20 protein-coding genes are annotated in these 19,580 nt (G+C 71.4%); 7 read left to right on the top strand and 13 right to left on the bottom strand.

The features are described 5' to 3' along the window. Positions 1-114: 114 nt before the first annotated feature. A complete protein-coding gene (locus ACH34S_RS00770) occupies positions 115-333 on the top strand; it encodes a hypothetical protein (protein WP_395950377.1) in 219 nt (72 codons plus the stop codon). After that, positions 297-635, top strand: a complete 339-nt coding sequence (locus ACH34S_RS00765; RefSeq protein ID WP_395950376.1) for a hypothetical protein — start codon at positions 297-299, stop codon at positions 633-635. Before ACH34S_RS00770 ends, ACH34S_RS00765 begins: the two co-directional genes overlap by 37 nt. A gap of 27 nt (positions 636-662) precedes the next feature. Here the strand turns inward: ACH34S_RS00765 and ACH34S_RS00760 are convergent, their stop codons facing one another. Continuing rightward, positions 663-1,280 (bottom strand): three-helix bundle dimerization domain-containing protein, encoded by a 618-nt coding sequence (locus tag ACH34S_RS00760; protein ID WP_395951410.1) that lies wholly within the window; start codon positions 1,278-1,280, stop codon positions 663-665. On the opposite strand from ACH34S_RS00760, the gene ACH34S_RS00755 reads away from it, so the two are divergent. Further along, positions 1,176-1,556 carry a hypothetical protein gene (locus tag ACH34S_RS00755; protein ID WP_395951461.1) on the top strand — a complete coding sequence of 127 codons (381 nt, stop codon included), beginning with the start codon at positions 1,176-1,178 and terminating at the stop codon, positions 1,554-1,556. The genes ACH34S_RS00760 and ACH34S_RS00755 overlap by 105 nt on opposite strands. A 50-nt stretch (positions 1,557-1,606) precedes the next feature. On the opposite strand, the gene ACH34S_RS00750 is transcribed toward ACH34S_RS00755, so the two are convergent. Further along, on the bottom strand, positions 1,607-4,246 hold the full coding sequence (locus ACH34S_RS00750) for a M14 family zinc carboxypeptidase (protein WP_395950375.1): 2,640 nt from the start codon (positions 4,244-4,246) through the stop codon (positions 1,607-1,609). A 362-nt stretch (positions 4,247-4,608) separates the two neighbouring features. On the opposite strand from ACH34S_RS00750, the gene ACH34S_RS00745 reads away from it, so the two are divergent. After that, on the top strand, positions 4,609-5,436 hold the full coding sequence (locus ACH34S_RS00745) for a relaxase domain-containing protein (protein ID WP_395950374.1): 828 nt from the start codon (positions 4,609-4,611) through the stop codon (positions 5,434-5,436). A 9-nt stretch (positions 5,437-5,445) separates the two neighbouring features. Here ACH34S_RS00745 and ACH34S_RS00740 read toward each other — a convergent pair whose 3' ends face one another. Genes ACH34S_RS00740 through ACH34S_RS00700 form a run of 9 tightly spaced genes read right to left on the bottom strand, consistent with a single transcriptional unit; the run spans position 5,446 to position 13,725 of the window. Further along, the gene (locus tag ACH34S_RS00740) at positions 5,446-6,480 is read right to left on the bottom strand and encodes a zinc-binding dehydrogenase (RefSeq protein WP_395950373.1); all 1,035 of its coding nucleotides are present in this window, start codon (positions 6,478-6,480) and stop codon (positions 5,446-5,448) included. 7 nt (positions 6,481-6,487) lie between these two features. Then, positions 6,488-7,843, bottom strand: a complete 1,356-nt coding sequence (locus ACH34S_RS00735; RefSeq protein WP_395950372.1) for an MmgE/PrpD family protein — start codon at positions 7,841-7,843, stop codon at positions 6,488-6,490. Further along, positions 7,840-8,085, bottom strand: a complete 246-nt coding sequence (locus ACH34S_RS00730) for a biotin/lipoyl-containing protein (RefSeq protein WP_395950371.1) — start codon at positions 8,083-8,085, stop codon at positions 7,840-7,842. The genes ACH34S_RS00735 and ACH34S_RS00730 overlap by 4 nt, the downstream gene beginning before the upstream one ends. Further along, a complete protein-coding gene (locus tag ACH34S_RS00725) occupies positions 8,082-9,071 on the bottom strand; it encodes an alpha-ketoacid dehydrogenase subunit beta (RefSeq protein WP_395950370.1) in 990 nt (329 codons plus the stop codon). Before ACH34S_RS00725 ends, ACH34S_RS00730 begins: the two co-directional genes overlap by 4 nt. After that, positions 9,068-10,039 carry a thiamine pyrophosphate-dependent dehydrogenase E1 component subunit alpha gene (locus ACH34S_RS00720; protein WP_395950369.1) on the bottom strand — a complete coding sequence of 324 codons (972 nt, stop codon included), beginning with the start codon at positions 10,037-10,039 and terminating at the stop codon, positions 9,068-9,070. Before ACH34S_RS00720 ends, ACH34S_RS00725 begins: the two co-directional genes overlap by 4 nt. Positions 10,040-10,041: 2 nt before the next feature. Further along, entirely contained in the window at positions 10,042-10,476 is a 435-nt protein-coding gene (locus ACH34S_RS00715; protein ID WP_395950368.1) for a MaoC family dehydratase N-terminal domain-containing protein, read from the bottom strand. Then, positions 10,473-10,982, bottom strand: a complete 510-nt coding sequence (locus ACH34S_RS00710; RefSeq protein WP_395950367.1) for a MaoC family dehydratase N-terminal domain-containing protein — start codon at positions 10,980-10,982, stop codon at positions 10,473-10,475. Before ACH34S_RS00710 ends, ACH34S_RS00715 begins: the two co-directional genes overlap by 4 nt. Next, the gene (locus tag ACH34S_RS00705; RefSeq protein ID WP_395950366.1) at positions 10,979-12,556 is read right to left on the bottom strand and encodes an AMP-binding protein; all 1,578 of its coding nucleotides are present in this window, start codon (positions 12,554-12,556) and stop codon (positions 10,979-10,981) included. The genes ACH34S_RS00710 and ACH34S_RS00705 overlap by 4 nt, the downstream gene beginning before the upstream one ends. Before the next feature lie 23 nt (positions 12,557-12,579). Continuing rightward, positions 12,580-13,725 carry an acyl-CoA dehydrogenase family protein gene (locus tag ACH34S_RS00700; RefSeq protein WP_395950365.1) on the bottom strand — a complete coding sequence of 382 codons (1,146 nt, stop codon included), beginning with the start codon at positions 13,723-13,725 and terminating at the stop codon, positions 12,580-12,582. A gap of 201 nt (positions 13,726-13,926) precedes the next feature. Between ACH34S_RS00700 and ACH34S_RS00695 the strand changes: the two genes are divergently transcribed. After that, on the top strand, positions 13,927-15,354 hold the full coding sequence (locus ACH34S_RS00695; RefSeq protein ID WP_395950364.1) for an amidase: 1,428 nt from the start codon (positions 13,927-13,929) through the stop codon (positions 15,352-15,354). Here the strand turns inward: ACH34S_RS00695 and ACH34S_RS00690 are convergent. Beyond that, a complete protein-coding gene (locus ACH34S_RS00690) occupies positions 15,351-16,181 on the bottom strand; it encodes an LLM class F420-dependent oxidoreductase (protein ID WP_395950363.1) in 831 nt (276 codons plus the stop codon). The genes ACH34S_RS00695 and ACH34S_RS00690 overlap by 4 nt on opposite strands. A gap of 387 nt (positions 16,182-16,568) precedes the next feature. On the opposite strand from ACH34S_RS00690, the gene ACH34S_RS00685 reads away from it, so the two are divergent. Continuing rightward, positions 16,569-17,972, top strand: coding sequence for an MFS transporter (locus ACH34S_RS00685; RefSeq protein WP_395950362.1), 1,404 nt, complete (start codon positions 16,569-16,571; stop codon positions 17,970-17,972). Between the two features lie 37 nt (positions 17,973-18,009). Here ACH34S_RS00685 and ACH34S_RS00680 read toward each other — a convergent pair whose 3' ends face one another. After that, the gene (locus tag ACH34S_RS00680; RefSeq protein ID WP_395950361.1) at positions 18,010-18,582 is read right to left on the bottom strand and encodes a TetR/AcrR family transcriptional regulator; all 573 of its coding nucleotides are present in this window, start codon (positions 18,580-18,582) and stop codon (positions 18,010-18,012) included. A 224-nt stretch (positions 18,583-18,806) separates the two neighbouring features. On the opposite strand from ACH34S_RS00680, the gene ACH34S_RS00675 reads away from it, so the two are divergent. Then, a complete protein-coding gene (locus ACH34S_RS00675; protein ID WP_395950360.1) occupies positions 18,807-19,574 on the top strand; it encodes an aldo/keto reductase in 768 nt (255 codons plus the stop codon). Positions 19,575-19,580 lie beyond the last annotated feature (6 nt).

Below are 19,580 nucleotides of genomic sequence, written 5' to 3'. Positions count from 1 at the left end.
CAGGTAAATGGGTGGCGGTACAAGTAATGGAAGTCACCGATATGCCGTTAAAACATGTCCGGCGGCCCGTGAATGAAGATCCGTGAAAGGTGCACGCCACGGCGGGAAAACCGGGTGCGCGTGCCCGGACCGGTGGGATACAACGCCGGGGTGGAAGAGCAGCGGCTGCCCGGTGGCAGGCACGTGGGCGGGGTCCGCATCGGCGACACCGTCCACCGGCGGGCTAATCCGTGGACGTCCACCGTGCACGCGGTGCTCCGCCACCTGGAGGCCGCCGGGTTCGAGGGCGCGCCCGGGTGCTGGGTTTCGACGAGCAGGGACGCGAGGTCCTGACGTTCCTGCACGGCGACACCATCGGCGAACGCCACCCCTGGCCCGCGTGGCCGCACTCCGATGAGGCGCTCCGCCAGGTCGCCGCGTGGATGCGGCGGCTCCACGACGTCACGGCGACGTTCGTCCCGCCGGACGGCGCGACCTGGCTCGCCGGCGCCGTCATCGGACGGGCCCGCCGCCAGGCCGCCATCATCCGCCAGATCGCGCAAGGCGGCCAGGCGTCACTGCTGCCCTTCGCGGCGGACCTGGAGCAGGCCGCCACCGAGGTGGAGGCCCTTCCGCCCTCGTTCTGGCGCGCGTGATCCCGCCCGGCGCGCGTGACGCCGTCGTCAGGCGGGCGGCTCGGGGGTGAGCTTCTCGCGAGCGAACCGCTCGACCAGCACGGGCACGAAGTCCCGGACGGGACGGTCGTCGAAGCGGCGGTACACGGCGTCGATGACCTGGCTCACCTGCTTGGCCTGGTGACCCTCGCCGAGCCTGCGCAGGAGGCGGTCGGTCACCTCGCGCATGACGTGCTCCTCGCGCTCCACGGGGTTCCCGGACGGCGTCATCGGCAGCCCGCCGCGACCGGGCGGCGGCTGGGGCATGAACCGCTCCGCCAGATGGGAGTAGCCCAGCGGGCACGGTCCCAGCCGTGGCTGCACGGTGTCGAGGGTCGCCAGATTGGCCTTGATGGCGATGCTGACCAGGGAGACCAGCAGCGCGACGTCATCGTCGCCGCCGAGCCAGACGCCCACCCAGCCGCTGCCGGGACGGATGTGCACCGAGGCGCACTCCCGGAGCTGTTTGTGCATGCGCCGGACATATGGCCAGGTCAGATACAGCTCGGCCTGGTCCCGTCCATGCAGATGAAGGATTTGATCGCCGCCGCACGCGAATGCGCGGCCGAAGCCGCAGCCGGCGCGGCACAATCTCAGCGCCGGCCAGTCGTTCAGCTGCTCTACCACGCTCTCGGCCAGACTGGTCCCCAGACCCTCGGTCCCGCCCATGGCCATAGCATCCAGCCCAGGCGGCGTGATTTGTACCCACCGGGCCTGAATCGTTATCAGAAAAATCGCCCGGCGGCCCTGCCTGCGCCGGTTTCGCGTTCGATGATCACGCGACCGCGCCGATCCGGGAATGGTGATCAAGACACTTTTTCCGCCGGACCCCGTCCATCTTCGCCGCAACCGCTGGTGAAACGTGAGGATGACGCGAAACATTACGACGATCGCGACCGGTGAGAGGCGAGGGACACCCCCCCGCGCACCGCACCGGCCGCGATCGTCGAATATCAGTTCCTTTCGTCCGTTTCGCCGGAACGGCCCGGCTTCGACGGGCCCTGGTAAATGGAGTTGACGACGATCGGCCAGGTCTGCCGCGGCCAGCTCCGGAAGGTGATCTCGCTGCCCGCGACCGTCGCGTGGCCCTTGCCGACCTCGAACGTCGCGACGTTGGCCAGGCCGTTCAGCGTCTCGGTCCCGGCCGCGTACCCGCTGGCCAGCAGGTCACCGTCGCCCGGGTACTTCGACGCCACCCGGCCGTCGCCGGTGAGCCTGTACGCCGCGTCCCGGTTGAACCAGACCGCGCCGGACTGCGGCATCCCCCAGGCCGCCGGGACCTCGGGGTCGTACGTCGCGCGCAGCAGCGCGCCCGGCGCGTTGAGCTTGGCCGGGTCGGTCGGGGCCGCGTTCTCGATCGGCAGGTCGAGGAGCGTCCGCGCGGTCTCCGACGCGCTGCCGATCGCGACGAGGTTGCCGCCGCCGGAGACGTAGTCGGCCAGCTGCTTCCAGCCCTCCTCGCCGACGCCGCGCGCCCACCCGAACTCGGGCGGGTTCTTGGCCGGGTCGAGGCCGTCGACGATGGTCCGCCTGGAGACCCCGTCGGCGAGCACGATCGTGTCGTACTTCGCGGCCAGGTCGCCGTAGTCGTCGGCGGAGACGACCTTGTAGTCGATGCCGTAGGTGTCGAGCATCCAGGTCATCCAGCCGCCCGGCATGTTGTTCGCGCCGCGGATCAGCCCGACCTTGGTGCCGGGCTTGAGCGTGAAGCCGTCCACCTTGGGCAGCTCGTCCGACCCGTATACCTGGAGGCCGGTGTCCGCGGACACGCCCTGCAGCGCCTGCCGCGCCGCCGCCGTCGGCGGGACGACGACCGTGCCCGGCGCGAACGTCCGCCCGGCGGCCTCGAACTCCTTCGCCGAGCGGAACGTCGGCACCGCCGCCTTCTGCAGCCGGGCCAGCACGTGCGCGACGCCGTACGACTCCGGCGGCACCAGGTAGGCGCCGCGCGGCGACGACGGCATCCGCACCGGCTGGGGCCGCACCCGGTGGACGCGCTGCAGCGACGCGGTGAACGCCGACTCGACCGGGTCGACGTCCACGCCGAGCAGCAGCCCGAGATTGTCGGTGGTCTCGCTGTACGGCATGATCAGCGGGCAGCTGCCGCACTTGCGCGCCGCCTGCTCCGGATACTTGTCGATCTTGAGCAGCTGGTCGACCCAGCGGCCGAGCGGCTGCCGGGTGCGGAGCACGTACGAGCCCGCGGCGTACGTCTTGCCGCCCGCCGTGAACGGCGCCTTCGCCTGCTCGATCTCCACCCGCCCGAACTCGAAGATCCGCATCATCTCCAGCACCGCGAACGGGTCGCGCTGCCCGGCCGGGATGACGTACGCCTCGGGCGTGCCCGGCTCGACGTCCGGCAGCGCCATCCCGTTCCGCGTCGTCTGGTACAGGTTGTTGAACAGCCACGACTCGGGGTTCTTCGCGACGTTCTCGATCCCCGCGTAGGCGGCGGTCTTCGCGTACGCGACGATCTGCTCCAGCGTCCAGGTGTTCTTGTCGTAGGGCTGGAGCATCCGCATCGTGCGGTTCTGCGAGCCGAGCGGCTTGCCGTCCGCCGAGGTGTAGGGGTAGGCGAGGTCCCGGGCGCTGGCGATCTCCGTCAGGAACAGCGACGTGCCGAGGAACGTCGAGAAGCCCATGACGTCGGCGTTCCAGAAGATGCCGTACGCGTCGTCGCTGCCGACGCCCTTCTTGCCCTCGGCGGTCAGCGCCCGCGCGGCCTCCTGGCCCTGCAGGGTCGCCGACTGGAGCGTGATCGGGTCGATCCCGCTGCCGAGCGGCTCGTCGTAGGGCGGCGTCCACAGCCGCGGCCCGGTCGTCCCGGCCTGGTGCATGTAGTGCCCGACGACCGGGCGGTACGTCTGCTCCAGCCGTACCCGCGTGCGGATCTCCCGCTGCGTGAACATGAACCAGTCGCGGTTGTCGTCGTGCCCGACGTACTTGTGGTACAGGTCCGGGTAGACGCGGTTGTAGTCGGTTCCGGCGGTCTTGTTGAAGTGGTCGACGACGAGGTGCTGGCCGTCGGGGTTCCCGGACGGGATCACCATCAGCACCGCGTCGTCGAGCACCGTGTCGGTGTAGTCGGAGTCCTCGGTGGCGAACCGGTGCACGATGTCCACCAGCGCCTGCGTGTTGCCGACCTCGGTGGAGTGCAGGGTGCCCTCAAGGAGGTACACCGGCTTGCTCCGCTCGGACAGCCGCCGGGCCTCCTGCTCGGAGATCCCGCGCTCCGCGAGCCGCTGGTTGTCCCGGACGATCTGGCCGAGGTTCCGCAGGTTCCGCGGCGAGCTGACGAACAGGACCGGATAGTCGTTGCCCATCGTCGTCTTGTCCGCGACCTGGTAGGTCACCCGGTCGGACCGGTCGGCGACGAGCCGGAAGTACTGCTTGATCTTGTCGAACCCCGCGAGTCGGCCGGTCGTGCCCATGGCGAACCCGAAGTAGCTCTGGGGCGCTGGAATGTTCTTGGCTTGCGCAGTGCGGCTCACCGAGGAGCCCACGCCGAACGCGTCCGCGTGCAGAGGCACGCCGACGAGCATGACGAGGGCCACCAGGGCGGCCGCCGCGCGGGACGTTACCCGCGACAGCATCCGGTCTCCTGATGAACGTGGGGGAGGGGACACTGATCGATCAGTTGTGACCAGCGTGAATCGGCTTCGACGATCAGTCAATGTCTTGATCGTCTCGTACTCCACCCGTTACGACCGGACAAACCGGTACGTTTCCGCCGTGACACCACCCCCGAACCCTGACGCCGCGCCGGAGTCCGATCATGGAGGTGACACGGAACTGCTGCACCGGCTCGTCCCGCAGAGCTCCGAGCTCGAACCGGCTGGATAGCCTCACATGGCGGCAATCCCGTCCATACGCCGTCCCGTGTCGGTACGGTTGGCCCGGTTCGTAGTCGTTCGATCTCGAATCGTGGCCGGACGGCCGCGGCGGGAGGGCTCCCATGCTGACGTTTCAGGTGATCAAGGTGCCGGTCGACGACGCGCGCACGGCGCTGGCCACCGCCGCGGAGCCGTTCGACGACGACCTCGCGCCACGGGCCTTCGCGGCCGCGAAAGGCGATGTCCGCCACGAGGCGAACTCGATGTGGCTGGGCTCGAAGAAGTCGCTGCGGCGGATCGGGCTGAAGCGCGGCGGCGAGGTGTTCGCCGACGAGCTGGCGGTGGCCTTACAGGGACGTGACGTCTCCACCGGCGGGCAGGTTCTCTCCCCAGATGAGAAAGGCCTCGTCACCAGTCTCGATCTGCGGTTCTCGGCGCCGAACTCGGTGTCGTGGGTGTGGTGCCAGGCGGACGCGGAACTCCAGGTTCAGCTTGAGCGTGCGATGCTGACCGCCGCGAACGGGATGCTCGCGTACATGACGTCGGCCATAGGACTGACGAACGGTCGCGGGGCGGACGAGGCGTTCGTCGCCGCGGCGGTGCTGCACGCGATGGCACCGGAGGCGGTCGAGGTTCCTCCGCCCCTGTTGCATGTGCATTGCCTTCTGGTCGGCTTCCAGGACGGGCGGGGACGGCTGTTGCCCGCCGATCCCGAAATCCTCAACAGGGATTCCGCGACGCGCGAGTACGGGGCGTTCGCGCGGGCGCAGCTGGCCGAGCAACTGAGGAAGCTCGGCTTCCAGCTCCGCGCCCGCACCGGATACGGACGGCGCTACTTCGAGATCGACGGCGTCCCGGACGGGTTGCTGCGCACCGGGGTCTCGGCGCGTGCACGGTGCGGAGGCCCCGTCCAGGAGCCCGAATACGCGTGGGACGAGTACGACTCCTAGGCCCGCGGGTCAGGGGCGGACGAGGACCTTCAGGGCAGTGCGGTCGCTCATCGCCCTGAAACCGGCGGGGACGTCGTCCAGGGCGACCGCCAGGTCGAACATCGCGCCCGGCGCGATCGTGCCGTCGAGCACCTCTGCCAGCAGTTCCGGAATGTAGCGGCGGGCCGGGGCGACGCCACCGGTGATGGTGATGTTGCGCATGAAGACGTCGAAGTCCAGGCGCGCCTCGGCGTACTGCGGGACGCCCACCCGGCTGATCGTGCCGCCGTCGCGGACGACGCCCAGCGCCGTCTCGAACGCGGCCGTGTTGCCGACGCACTCCAGCACGTGGGGCGCGCCGTCGCCGCCGGTCAGGTCGCGGACGGCGGCCACGGCCTCCGCGCCCCGCTCCGGCACGACGTCGGTCGCGCCGAACCGGCGGCCGAGGTCGGTGCGGGCGCGGTGGCGGCCGAGCAGGACGATCCGCTCGGCGCCCAGCCGCGCGGCCGACAGCACCGCGCTCAGCCCGACCGCCCCGTCGCCGATGACGGCGACCGTGGAGCCCTTCCCGACGCCCGCGGTGACCGCCGCGTGATGGCCGGTCGGCAGGACGTCCGACAGCGCCATCACCGAGGGGATCACCGGGTCGTCGGCGCCGACCGGCAGCTTGATCAGCGTGCCGTCCGCCTGCGGGACGCGGGCCGCCTCGCCCTGCCCGCCGTCGAGGCCGTTCAGCGCCCAGCGCCCGCCGTTGCGGCACGAGCCGTACAGGCCCTCCCGGCAGAAGTCGCAGGTGTTGTCGGTCCAGAGGAACGGGACGAGGACGACGTCGCCGCGTTTGACGGAGCTCACGTCGGCGCCGGTGTCCTCCACGACGCCCATGAACTCGTGGCCGATGCGGAGACCCTCGTCCACCGGGTCCATGCCGCGGTAGCGGTGCAGGTCGCTGCCGCAGATGCAGGCGCGGGTCACCCGGACGATCGCGTCCGCCGGCGCGGCGAGGACGGGGTCGGGCACCTCCTCGACCCGGACGTCGCCCCGGCCGTAGATGAGGGTGGCTCGCATCTGTTGATCACTCCTTCGGATCGGCGATGGTGGCGCCCACGAGGTCGCGGACGGGACGGCGGTCGAGGTCGAGGGCGACCGCGATGAAATCGTCCAGCCGTGCGGGCGGCAGCGGTGTCTCGGCGACCATGGCGCGCAGCCGGGCGGCTGTCTCGTCCCGGTCCCAGTCGAACGTGGTCTCGTCAGGGGCGAACGCGTCGGCGCGCGTCCCGTCGTCGCGGGTGGTGATGGTGATCCGGCAGCCGCCCTGCGGGACGTCGCCCGCGGCGGCCACCGTGATCCGGCGGGTCAGGTCCATGAGGGCGGGGTCGTCGAAGCCGGTGAGGTCGTCCAGCTCGATGTCGCCGTTGCGCAGGGCCACGGCCAGACAGTACGGCAGGCTCATCAGGGTGCCGCCGACGTCGCGGAACGGGCCCTGGGCGTCGATGCCGGGGTAGGCGGCGTCGTCCGGGGACAGCTCGGCGGTGACGGACGCGACGTCGTCCGCCTTGACGCCGTGGCGGCGCGCCAGCCCGGTCAGCACGGTGACCGGGACCTGGTTGATCGCGCAGATCGGGTACGGCTTGTAGGTGACGCGGCGGATGCGCCAGTCGTCGCCGAGCCCTGCCGGTTCCTGCGTGTCCTCGGTGCCGGAGAAGGCGCGCAGGTGCCCGGCGGCGCCGTCCAGCGCGTCGGGTGCGCCGGTGACGCCGCGTGCGGCGAGCAGCGCGGCGACCATGCCGTTGCGGCTCGCGGAACCGACCTGGTAGCGCCATTCCTGGGTTCCGGCGAGCCACGTCTGGTTGGTGCCGCCGCCGAACGCCGCGGCGAGTCCCAGCGCGGAGATGGTCCGGGCCGTGTCGAGGCCCAGCAGGCGGGCGGACGCCGCGGCCGCGGCGAGCGGTCCGTAGATGCTCGTCGCGCGGAAGCCGCGAGTCGTGGACGGCCCCGCCCGCCCCTCCGCGATGACCGACGCGGCCTCGTACCCGGCGATCATCGCGGTGAGCAGGTCGCGGCCGTGCAGGCCGGCGCGGTCCGCGAGGGCGAGCAGCGCGGGCAGCGTGGTCGATCCCAGGTGGACCGACACCGAGACCTGGGTGTCGTCCTGCGTCCGCGCGTGGATGAGTGCCCCGGTCGCCAGCGCGCAGGACTCGACGGTCACGGCCGTCCCGTCGACCGGGAGCCGTGCCCCGCGCGACGGGTCGCAGGCGCCGTGCTCCTTCGCGAACGCGAAACCGGTCGCGGCGAGCCGGTGCCCGGCGAGGCCGACGCCGAGGTCGTGCAGCAGCGTCACCTTCGCCTTCTCCACGACGTCGGGCGGGACGGCGGACAGGTCGAGGCCCGCGGTGAACTCCGCGATCCGCTCGGCGAGCGTGCCCTTCACGGTCCCTCCCCGGTGTCGATCCTGGCGATGACCTGGCCCACGACGACGTCGGCGTCCTGGGCGACGAGCAGCTCGGCGACCGTCCCGGCGACCGGGCTGACGATCTCGGCGGTCGCCTTGTCGGTCTCCATCTCGGCGATGGGCTCGTCCTCGGCGATCCGGTCGCCGACGCCCTTCAGCCACTGGACGATCGTCGCCTCGTCCATGGTCGCGCCCCACTTCGGCACCACGACGTCCGTCATGCGCCCTTCCCTTCGATCGTGCCGAGGGCCGCCGACACGACGTCGCCGGGGCCCGGGTAGTAGGCGCGTTCCAGGTCCGGCGCGAACGGCACCGGCGCGAACGGCGGGCGGACCTGCGCGGCCGGGGCGCGCAGGGACGCGAAACCGTCCGTGGCGGCCAGCCGGATGACCTCCGAGCCGACGCTGCACGGGCCCTGCGCGTCCTGGACGACGACGAGCCGTCCCGTCTTGGCCAGCGACCGCAGGATCAGCACCTCGTCGAGCGGGCTCAGCGTCCGCAAGTCGAGCACTTCTGCGCCGATACCGTGATCGGCGAGCGTCTCGGCGGCCTCCAGGGCGGTCGGCACCGTGTCGCCCCAGCACACCAGCGTCACGTCGTCGCCCGGACGGCGGATCAGCCCGGCGCCGATCGGCACCAGGTGATCGGGATCGTCGGGGACCTCACCGCGCCGCGTCCACAGGCTCAGGCTCTCGATGACGATCACCGGGTCGTCGTCCCGGATCGCGGCCTTGAGCAGCCCCTTCGCGTCGGCGGGCGTGCCGCCCCAGACGACCTTCAGCCCGGGGACGGCGGCGAGCCAGCCCTCCAGGCTCTGCGAGTGCTGCGGGCCCGAGCCGCGATGGCCGCCGCAGAGCGTCCGGATCGTCAGCGGCACCGCGAAGGCGCCGTCCGACATGTACGACATCTTGGCGGCCTGGTTCACGAGCTGGTCCATGGCGAGGGTGATGAAGTCGAAGTACATGACCTCCGCGATCGGCCGCAGCCCCGCCATCGCCGCGCCGACCGCCATGCCGGTGAACGTCGACTCGCTGATCGGGGTGTCGCGGACCCGCCACTCGCCGAACCGCTCCCGCAGCCCGCGCGTCGCCGCGAACGGGCCGCCGGGCAGGCCGACGTCCTCGCCGAACAGGTGGACGGACTCGTCCCGCTCCAGCTCCTCGTGCAGCGCGGAATTGACCGCCTGCCAGTACTTCACGGTGCTCATCCGAGGGCACCTCCGTTCACCGGACGGCGGTAGACGTGCGCGGAGACCGATTCGGGCGAGGCGATGGGATCCGCCTCGGCGGCGGTGATGGCGTCGGCCATCTCCTGGCGCGCCGCGTCCTCGATGGCGGCGAACTCGGAGGTCTCGGGCAGGCGTTTCAGCGGGTCCGCCGCCTTCCACTCGGCTACCTCGGTGGCGTCGCGGTAGCGCTGCGGGTCGCCCTCGAAGTGGCCGTGCCAGCGGTAGGTCAGGCATTCCAGCAGCGACGGGCCGCCGCCCTCGCGCGCCCGCTCGACCGCCTCCCCGGCGGCCCGCCGGACGGCCATCACGTCGTTGCCGTCGATGCGGGCGCCCGGGATCCCGTACGGGGCGGCATGGTCGGCGACGCGCTGCGCGGCCAAGTGCACGGAGACCGGGGTCAGCTCGACGTACTGGTTGTTCTCGCACACGAACACGATGGGCAGCTTCCACAGTGCCGCGAGGTTCAGCGACTCGTGGAAGACGCCCTGCGCGACCGCGCCCTCCCCGAAGAACGCCACCGCGACGGCGCCGCGCCCCTGCCGGGCCGCCGCGAACGCGCCGCCGAGCGCGATCGGGATGCCCGCCCCGACGATCGCGTTCGCGCCGAGGATCCCGGCCGCCGGATCGGCGATGTGCATCGAGCCCGACCGGCCGCCGCAGTATCCGGTCGCGCGGCCGAGCAGCTCCGCCATCATCGCCTTCGGCTCGCCACCCTTGGCGAGGCAGTGCCCGTGGCCGCGGTGGGTGGTGGTGATGAGGTCGTCCCGGCGCAGGACGTCGCAGACCCCGGCCGCGACCGCCTCCTGGCCGATCGAGACGTGCAGCGTCCCGGGCAGCCGTCCGGTGGCCATCAGCCTGGACGCGGCGATCTCGAACTGCCGGATCCGCGCCATCGTCCGGAACAGGCGGCGTGTGGTGGCGGTGTCGGTGTCCTGCTGGACGGTCATGCCTAGGCGTCCTCTCTTGGGAGTTCCAGGACGGCGGTTGCGGGGGCGCAGAGCGTTCCGTCGTCCTTGCGTTCCTCCAGTGCGCACTCGACGAGCCCGGCGCCCGAGCCGTCGACCCGGCAGGCGGTCACCACGCCGGTGCAGGTCAGCGTGTCGCCGGGCACGGCGATGCCGCGGTTGCGCCAGCCGAACGAGCGCAGCCGTGCGCGCGGGCCCGCCCAGCCGAGCGCGGTCCGCAGCAGGAAGCATCCGTGCAGATGGGACTGGACGAGCACGCCCGGATACCCCTCCGCCGCCGCGTACCGTGCGTCGTAGTGGATGCGGTGCGCGTTCCATGTCGCCGCGCTGAACCGGAACAGCTGCGTCGGGGTCGGGCGGACCGTCACCGGGTCGAGCGCCATGCCGACCGCGACGTCCTCGAAGGTCCGGGGCGTCATGCGCTCGCCTCCGGACGGGCGATGAGGTTGTCGCGGCAGGTCAGCAGGGGAGTGCCCGACTCGTCGAGGAACCTGCGGAGCCTCGTGATGACCAGGAACGGGCCGGACCGGCCGTCCTTGAGCGTCACGTCCTCGACCGACGTCTCCCGGACGACGCGCACGCCGTCATGCACGGGGTTGTGGAAGTCGAGGTCCTGGCCGGCGCCCATCAGCCGGAGCCCGGCGAGGGGGAGCCCGGCCGTCTCGTCGCCGGTGCCGTCCGCGCCCAGCTCGCCGTCGGGCGGGCCCGCGCCCCAGCCGAGCACGCTGCTGAGGAACAGCGGCGGGGCGATGGCCCCGGGAAGCCCGGCTGCGCGCGCCGCCTCGTCGTCGAAGTACACCGGGTCGGTCTCGCCCGCGGCGATCGCGAACCGCTGGAACTCCGTGGCGGAGACGCGTCCGAGGCTGTCGCGGACGACGGTCCCGACCTGCTTCCGCACCTGCTCGCACACCTCGTCCAGGTTCACCGCTCACCTCCCGAAGCCGTCTCGGACAGCCGCGCCCGCAGCAGCTTCTTCTCGACCTTGCCGATCGAGGTCTTGGGCAGTTCGGGGACGACATGGATCCGCGTCGGCACCTTGAACCCCGCGAGCCGCGTCCGGCAGTGCTCGGTGATCTCCTCGCGGGTGGGCGGCCCGCCGGGCGCCGCCGGGACGACGAACGCGACGACCTCCTCGTCCCGTACCGGGTCGTGCCCGGCGACGACCGCCGCCTCGGCGATCGCCGGATGCGCCAGCAGCGCGAACTCCACCTCGCTCGCTGACACGTTCTCGCCCGCGCGCTTGATCACGTCCTTTTTCCGGTCGAAGAAGTACACGTAGCCCTGCTCGTCGAGGTAGCCGTGGTCGCCGGTGTGCAGCCAGCCGTCCCGGACGGTCGCGGCCGTGGCCGCCGGGTCCTTGAAGTAGCCCTTCATCAGCGTCCGGCCGGGGACCCCGGACACGAGGATCTCGCCGACCGCGCCCGCCGGGAGGTCGCGGCCGTCCTCGGCGACGATCCGGATCCGCCGGTCGAAGTTCGGCAGCCCGATGGACGGCCACCGCCGGTCCCCGAAGACCGGGGACATCGTGACGACGGTGCCGCCCTCCGACAGCCCGTAGCCGTTGATCAGCTCGACGCCGAAGCGGCGCTCGAACTCGTCCTTCTCCCGGTCGGTGACGTTGATCGCGTAGATGGCGCGGTGGACGCGGTGCGCGGCGTCGTCCGGTGAAGGCGGCTGCGCCAGCATGGTCCGCACCTGCATGGCGACCAGGCTCACCGAGGTGGCGCCGTGGTGCCGGACCCGCGACCAGAACCCGCCTGCGTGGTACTCCTCAAGCAGCACGGCCGTCCCGCCGACGGTCAGCGCCGCCAGCACCGTGATCTCCTGCGCGTTGATGTGGAAGAGCGGCAGCGCGGTCAGCAGCCGGTCGCCGCCGTGCAGCGCGGCGCCGCGCGCGACGCGCTCGCCGCCCCACAGGCAGTTCGCGTGCGTGATCATGACGGCCTTGGGGCGGGCCGTGGTGCCCGAGGTGAACAGCATCTCCACGACGTCCTCGGAGCCCACGCCCTTGGCGGGCTCGGCGGGCGGGCCGGACGCCACGTCCGCGAACGGCACGAACCCGTGCGATGTGCCGTCGCCGCGCGCGACGATCCGGTGCCCGACCTTGGGCGCGCCCGCCAGGACCTCGGCGAACATCGGGAGATGGGCGGGCTCGGTCAGGACGCCCACCGCCTCCGAACGCTCGATCAGGTAGGCCAGCTCGGCGGCCGTGTTCGCGACGTTGGACGGCACCATCACGGCCCCGAGCCACGCCAGCCCGAACCACGCGAACACGAACTCGGCGCTGTTGCGGAGCTGGATCACGACCGCGTCGCCGCGCCCGATCCCGAGGCCGGCGAACCCGCCGGCGGTCCGGCGGACGGCGTCGAGCGTCTCCCGGTAGGTGTATTCGGTGACGGCGCCGGTCCGGTCCTCGACGATGAGGCAGGCGCGGTCCGGATGCCGGCCGGCCCGCTCGGTCAGCAGGTCGGCGAGGGTGCGGTTCCCGATCAGATCCACGACGGCTCCCGAGGGTGAGCGGTTCAGTCGCGTGACGACAGGCCGAGCAGGTTACGCGCGATCATCCAGCGGTGGATCTCGGACGAGCCGTGCCCGATCCGCCACACCCGCACCTGCCGGTAGAAGCTCTGGATCGGCAGCTCCTTGCTGTAGCCGAGGCCGCCGAAGATCTGCAGGCAGCGGTCGGTGACGCGCTGGGCCATCTCCGTCGCGTAGAGCTTGGCCATGAACGCCTCGTTGCGGATCGGCTGGCCCTCGTCCGCCATCCACGCGGCCCGGTAGACGAGGAAGCGGGCCGCGTCCAGCTCGACGGCGGAGTCGGCCAGCATCCACTGCACGGCCTGCCGCGTCGCGATGGGCTTGCCCCAGGTCACGCGCTGTTTCGCCCATTCGACGGCCATGTCGATGCAGCGCTGCGCGATGCCGAGCTGATAGGCGGCGATCTTGAGGCGGCCGTGCGTGAGCTGCTCGTTCGCGAGTGCCCAGCCGCCGCCGACCGGGCCGAGCCGGGCCGAGTCCGGGACGACGCAGTCGGTGAACGACAGCTCGTAGGGCTCCCAGTCGTCGCCCATGGTGGGGATCGGCCGGGACGCGTCGAAGCCGGGCGTGCCCATGTCCACCAGGAAGCAGGTGATGCCGCGGCTTCCGGCGCCCGGGTCGGTGCTGGCGAACAGGATGCAGAAGTCGGCCCGGTCCACCTCGGAGATGAAGATCTTGGTGCCGTTGATGACCCAGTCGTCGCCGCTGCGGACCGCCGTCGTGGCGATCCGCGCGAAGTCGGAGCCGGTGCCGGGCTCGGTGAAGGCGTAGCAGCTGCGCCGCTCGCCCGCGATGACCGGATACAGGTAGTTCTTCTTCTGCTCGTCGTCGGCCTCGTAGAGGACCGGTTCGGGGCTGCCGCCGAAGTCGAACATCGCCGGATGCTTGTACAGCTCCTCGGCGACCAGGCAGGCGGCGAGCGTGCCCATGCCCTGGCCGCCGTGCTCCTCCGGGACGTCGAGCGCCCATAGCCCCTGGTCCCTGGCCTTTTCCTGGAGCTCGCGGCGCTCCTCGGGGGAGAGCCTGCCCTCGGCGAGGAAGCGCGGCTCCAGCGGCATCAGTTCCCGCTCGCGGAACCGGCGCACGGAGTCGACGAACATGCTGAGCTCGGCCGGGATGCTGAAGTCCATTACGCCGTCACCCTTCATCCGACCGACTAGTCGGTCGGTTTCGACTTTTACATGGCTTCGAGCCGATGTCAATGCGGGAATCCGGGGGTTGACGATCCCGCGAGGGCGGTTTTTACTAGAGTCGCCCGACCGGTCGGTCGGCATCGCTTGTCTGGCCTATGACCTGCATAGATATCGTCACTCGAATCCCCAGGAGGACGGATGGCCGGCGATCTCACCACAGTGCCGACCGCGGGCGAACTCGTCACCGCCTACGCCGCCGGGACGCTCTCCCCGGTGGAGGCGGCGACCGCGGCCCTGGACGCGATCCGGGAGCGCGACGCCGGCGTCAACGCCTTCGCCCTGGTCGACCCGGAGCAGGCGCTGGAGTCGGCCCGCGCCGCCGAGAAGCGCTGGCGGGACGAGACCCCGCTGGGCCCGCTCGACGGCGTCCCGATGTCGATCAAGGACCTCTTCCTCACCCGCGGCTGGCCGACGCTCCGCGGCTCGCGGCGCATCGACCCCGGCCAGGCGTGGGACGTCGACAGCCCCGTGGCCGCCCGCCTCCGCGAGGGCGGCCTGGTCCTGCTCGGCAAGACCACCACCCCGGAGATGGGGTGGAAGGGCGTCTGCGACAACCCGCTCACCGGGATCACGCGCAATCCCTGGGACACGTCCCGCACCTCGGGCGGCTCCAGCGGGGGCAGCGCGGTCGCGGTCGCCACCGGCATGGGCCCGCTGTCGGTCGGCACCGACGGCGGCGGCTCGATCCGCATCCCCGCCGCGTTCTGCGGCGTCGTCGGCTTCAAGCCCACGCACGGCCGCGTCCCGCAGTACCCGCTCAGCTCGCTCGCCGTCCTGGCGCACGCCGGACCCATCGCCCGCACGGTGGACGACGCCGCACGCCTCCTCGACGTCCTCGCGGCGCCCGACCACCGCGACCCCTACGACCTCGGGCTCCACGACGGCCCCTACAGCCGGGCGGTGGACGGGGACGTCCGCGGGGTGTCGGCCGCCTTCTCCGCCGACCTCGGCTTCGTCCGCGTCGACCCGGAGATCGGTGCCGCCGTCGCGTCCGCCGCGCGGGCGCTCCAGGACGCGGGCATGCGCGTCGAAGCCGCCGACCCGGGCTTCGCCGACCCGCTCCCCGCGTTCGACGTGCTGTGGTGCGCGGGCGCGGCCAGGTGGCTCGACGTCTTCGACGCCCGCGCCGACGACGTCGACCCGGGGCTGCGCGCCGTGATCGAGCGCGGGCTCACCTACTCGGCGGGCGACTACCTGGCGGCGGAGGCGGAGCGGCTGGCGCTCGCCGTCCGGATGGGCGAGTTCCACACCCGCCATGACGTGCTGATCACCCCGACGGTGCCGATCCCGGCCTTCGAGGCCGGGCACGACGTGCCGCCGGGCAGCGGCCTCAGCGACTGGGCGGAGTGGACGCCGTTCACCTACCCGTTCAACATGACCCACCAGCCGGCGATCAGCGTCCCGATCGGCTTCACCGCCGCCGGGCTGCCCATCGGCCTGCAGATCGTCGGACCGCGCCATGCCGAGGGGCTGGTCCTGGCGGTGGCCCGCGCGGTCGAGCGGACACGGCCCGCAGCGGACCGCCGCCTTCCCGTCCCCTCCCCACGCAGCACGACCGCGGCCTAGCGCAGGCCGTCGGTGAACGTCGCCAGGGCGTCGAGGGCGTGGAGGGCCTCGGTCTCCGGCGCGGTGGGGAGGGCGAGGCCGATCCGCTCCACGCCCGCGTCGGCGAGGTCCGTGACCGCGCGGGCGTCGGCGTCCAGGCCGCAGAGCGTGATCGGGACGCCGGGCCTGCCCTGCTCGGCGAAGTGCGCCGCGACCCGGCGGATCTCGGCCGGCGGGGTCGCGGCGCGGGGCAGCCAGCCGTCCCCGTGCCGGACGACGCGGGCGAGCGCCGCCGGGCTCTCGCCGCCGACGTAGATCGGCGGGTGCGGCCGCCGGACGGGCTTCGGCCACAGGTGGATCGGGTCGAAGTCCACGTGCGTGCCGTGGAACTCGGGCTCGTCCTCGGTCCAGATCGCCTTGATCGCGGCGAGCTGCTCGTCGAGCAGGGCGCCCCTGGTGCGCGGGTCGGTGCCGTGGTTGCGCATCTCCTCGCGGTTCCAGCCGGCGCCGACGCCGAGGAGCGCCCGCCCGCCGGACAGCACGTCGAGCGTCGCGACCTCCTTGGCGGTGTGGATCGTGTCGCGCTGGGGGAGGAGCGCGACGGCGGTGCCGAGCAGCAGGGTGGACGTCGCCGTCGACGCGGCGGCGAGCGCCGTGAACGGGGCCAGGGTGCGGTAGTAGGCGTCCGGCAGCTCGGCGCGGCCCTGCCAGAGGGTCTCGCGCTTGACGGGAATGTGCGAGTGCTCGGCGATGAAGAGGGAGTCGAAACCGCGCTCCTCCGCCGCACGGGCCACCACGTCCGGCCGGATGCTCGCCGCGGTCAATAGCGTGTAGATACCGAACTTCACTGGGCCACCCGCCTTTTCAGGATCGACTTCTTGAGCTTAGGAGCGGGGCGCTGGAGCGGCAACCGCACAATGGTAATGGATCATGCTGGTGAGGGTTGACACGCCCCCTCCCACCTGCAATCGTACTTGTACGCCCGACCGGTCGGTCGGGAGGATGGGACTACCACATCGGAAGTGATGTGAGCTGACATCGAGATCGCCGCCTTCAATGACGTCGCGGCCGATCACCAAGGCGCTGCCCGGGGGTATCAGCGCGCACCTGAGCCGAGGCGGAAAATTGTCGACCCGGCGGCACGGAACCCTGGGCCATAAACACTTTTCACGCGCGGCGAATGACCGGGAGACCGCCGGTGGGCGGTCCGCCACGTCGGTGAAAGGAAAACGCGGATGGTCTCCGGAACGACACCCGCGAAAGAAGCGCCCAAGAAGGGCACGCTGCGGATCGCCGCCGCGGCGCTGGCGGCGTCGAGCATCGAGAACTACGACTTCTTCATCTACGGGACGGCCGCGGCGCTGGTCTTCCCCGACCTGTTCTTCCCCGGGCACAGCCCGCTCGCCGGGGCGCTGCTGTCCTTCTCGACGTTCGCCGTCGGGTTCGTCGCCCGGCCGCTCGGCGCGGTGATCTTCGGCCATCTCGGCGACGTCCACGGCCGCAAGCGGTCCCTCGTCATGGTGCTCCTGACGATGGGCATCGGCACCACGCTCATCGGCGTGCTGCCCACCTACGACGCCATCGGCCCCGCGGCCCCGCTCCTGCTGGTGCTGCTGCGGCTCGTCCAGGGGATCGCGCTCGGCGGCCAGACCGGCGGGGTGATCCTGCTGGCGCTGGAGAGCGCGCCGGCCCACCGCCGCGGGTTCTTCTCCAGCTTCGCGCTCGCCGGCGGGCCCGCCGGGATCCTGGTCGGCAACCTCGCCTTCCTGCTCGCGGGCCTGGTCACCACCTCGGAGTCCTTCGACGCCTGGGGCTGGCGGCTGCCGTTCCTCTCGAGCGTCGTCCTGCTCGGGCTGACGCTCTACATCCAGCTGCGGATCGAGGAGACCCAGGCGTTCAAGCGCCTGCAGCGCGCCGCGAAGGCCGACACGGCGGCCGGCAGGGTCAAGGAGCGGCCGAAGCCGCCGGTGGGGCGCTCGCCGGTGCTGGAGGCGCTGAGCCGCTACCCGCGGAAGATCGTGCTGATCGGCGGCGCCTACGTCGGCATCAACGTCACCTACTACCTCTTCATGACGTTCGCCGTCGCCTACGGCACCAACGAGGACATCCTCGACATGCCGAAGAACAGGATCCTGCTGGGCGTGCTGCTCGGCGCCGGGTTCCAGCTCGTCCTGCTGCCCGTCGCCGGGGCGCTGTCTGACCGCGTCGGCCGCAAGACGATGCTGACGGCCGGTTCGGCGCTGGTCGGGGCGTGGGCGTTCGCGTTCTGGCCGCTGCTCAACACCGAGTCGCCGGTCGTCATCGCGTTCGCGTTCATCGTCGGGCTGGGGCTGCTGCACACGACGATGTACGCGCCGCAGGGCGCCTTCTTCGCCGAGACGTTCCCGACCGCGACGCGCTACTCGGCGATGTCGCTGAGCATCCAGGTGGCCTCGGTGGTCGGCGGCGCGCTGGCTCCGCTCATCGCCACGTCCCTGTACGCCTGGACGGGATCATGGCTGTCGATCGCGGCCTACATGGCGGGCGTGTGCCTGATCACCGCCGTGTCGGTGCTCCTGCTGCCGGAGACCTACCGGGACGACATCGAGGAGCCGGTGACGCCGGACGAGGACGAGGCGGGCACGGTCACCACCGCCTGACGCCCACCGCCGGTCTGGGGCCCTGGGCCCTGCTCTCTCAGGGCCTCAGGCCGCGGTAGGCGTAGTCCCAGAAGGCGTCGGCGATCTCGTCGTGGGTGAGCTCGCCGTCCGAGTGGTACCACTGGTAGGCCCAGTTGCTCATGCCGAATATCGCGAGGCTGAACAGTTTGGCGTCGACCTTGCGGAACGTTCCGGCGGCGATGCCGTCGCGGACGACGTCCTGCACCATGGCCTCGTAGCGGGCGCGCTTCTCGGTGGCGACGGCGAGATCGGCGTCCGGAAGCTCGCGGTGGTTCTCGAAGAAGACCCGGCACTGGCCGCGCCGCGTGGCGATGTTGTGCAGAAAGTCCTGGATGACGCCGCGCAGCAGTTCGGCCGGTTCCCAGCCCTGCTCGACCCGGGCCGAGTGCGACTCGATGAGGCCGTCGATCAGCTCCTCGTGCATGTACCACAGCAGTTCCGACTTACTGCGGAAGTAGTGATAAAGAGTGGGCTTGCCGATTCCGACGGCGGCGGCGATGTCGTCCATGGAGGCACGGGCGTACCCCAATTTCTCGAAGAGGTCGGCGGCGACCCGGATGATCTCGGCACGCCGTTCGTCCTTCGACATCTGCCGGCGCCTCGACCGCCGCGCCGACTCAGCTTCCGACATCCGCGTTCACTCCGCATCATTGGGAAACCTCAGAGCGCGAGTATACCAGGATCTTCGCAATTAACTTGCCGGGCGGTCCGGCGGGGCGGCGCAACGCGGCCGAGCCAATGGCGGAATGAATTGCGACCCGCCGGTCGCGCGGCAACGTCGATCAAGGCGGGCGCGGGGGGCAGAATGGGGGCATGACTCGGACTGTGAATCTGCCCGGCGGGACCGCGCTGCCGTTGATCGGATTCGGGACGTGGGAGCTGCGGCGCGATGCGGCGTACGAGTCCGTGCGCGCGGCGCTCGATATCGGCTACCGGCATCTCGACACCGCGACGCTGTACGAGAACGAGACGGACGTCGGCAGAGCCGTGAAGGACAGTGGCGTGGACCGCGAGGAGGTCTTCGTCACCACCAAACTGCATCCGCGGGACGCACGGCACGCCCGCCGCGCCCTGGAGACGAGCCTCCGCAAACTCGGCACCGGCTATGTGGATCTGTGGCTGATCCATTGGCCGACCGGCCCGGGCGAGCTCGTCCCGGCGTGGGAGGAACTGCTGTCCGCCAAGAACGACGGACTGGCGCGCAACGTCGGGGTCAGCAACTACAGCACGGCGCAGATCGACCGGCTGACCGAGGCCACCGGGGAGCAGCCGGCGGTCAACCAGATCTCGTGGAGCCCGGCCCGGCACGATCCGGCCCGGCTGGAGGAGCATCGTCGCCGGGGAATCGTCGTCGAGGGCTACAGCGGCCTGAAGAACACCGATCTGAGCGATCCGGCCCTCACCGAGATCGCCGGGCGGCACGGGGTCACTCCCGCCCAGGTCGTCCTCCGCTGGCATCTGGAACACGACATCGTGATCCTCCCCAGGTCGTCGCGCCGTGAGCGCATCGCCTCCAACTTCGACCTGGAGGGCTTCGAGCTCACCGCGGAAGACGTCGCCGCGATCGACGCGCTCACCTAGGGCCGA

This window comes from Actinomadura sp. 3N508, assembly GCF_044326375.1.
GTDB lineage: Bacteria > Actinomycetota > Actinomycetes > Streptosporangiales > Streptosporangiaceae > Spirillospora.
The sequence above is the reverse complement of the archived record's forward strand: the minus strand, read 5'-3'. Positions and strand labels throughout refer to the sequence as shown.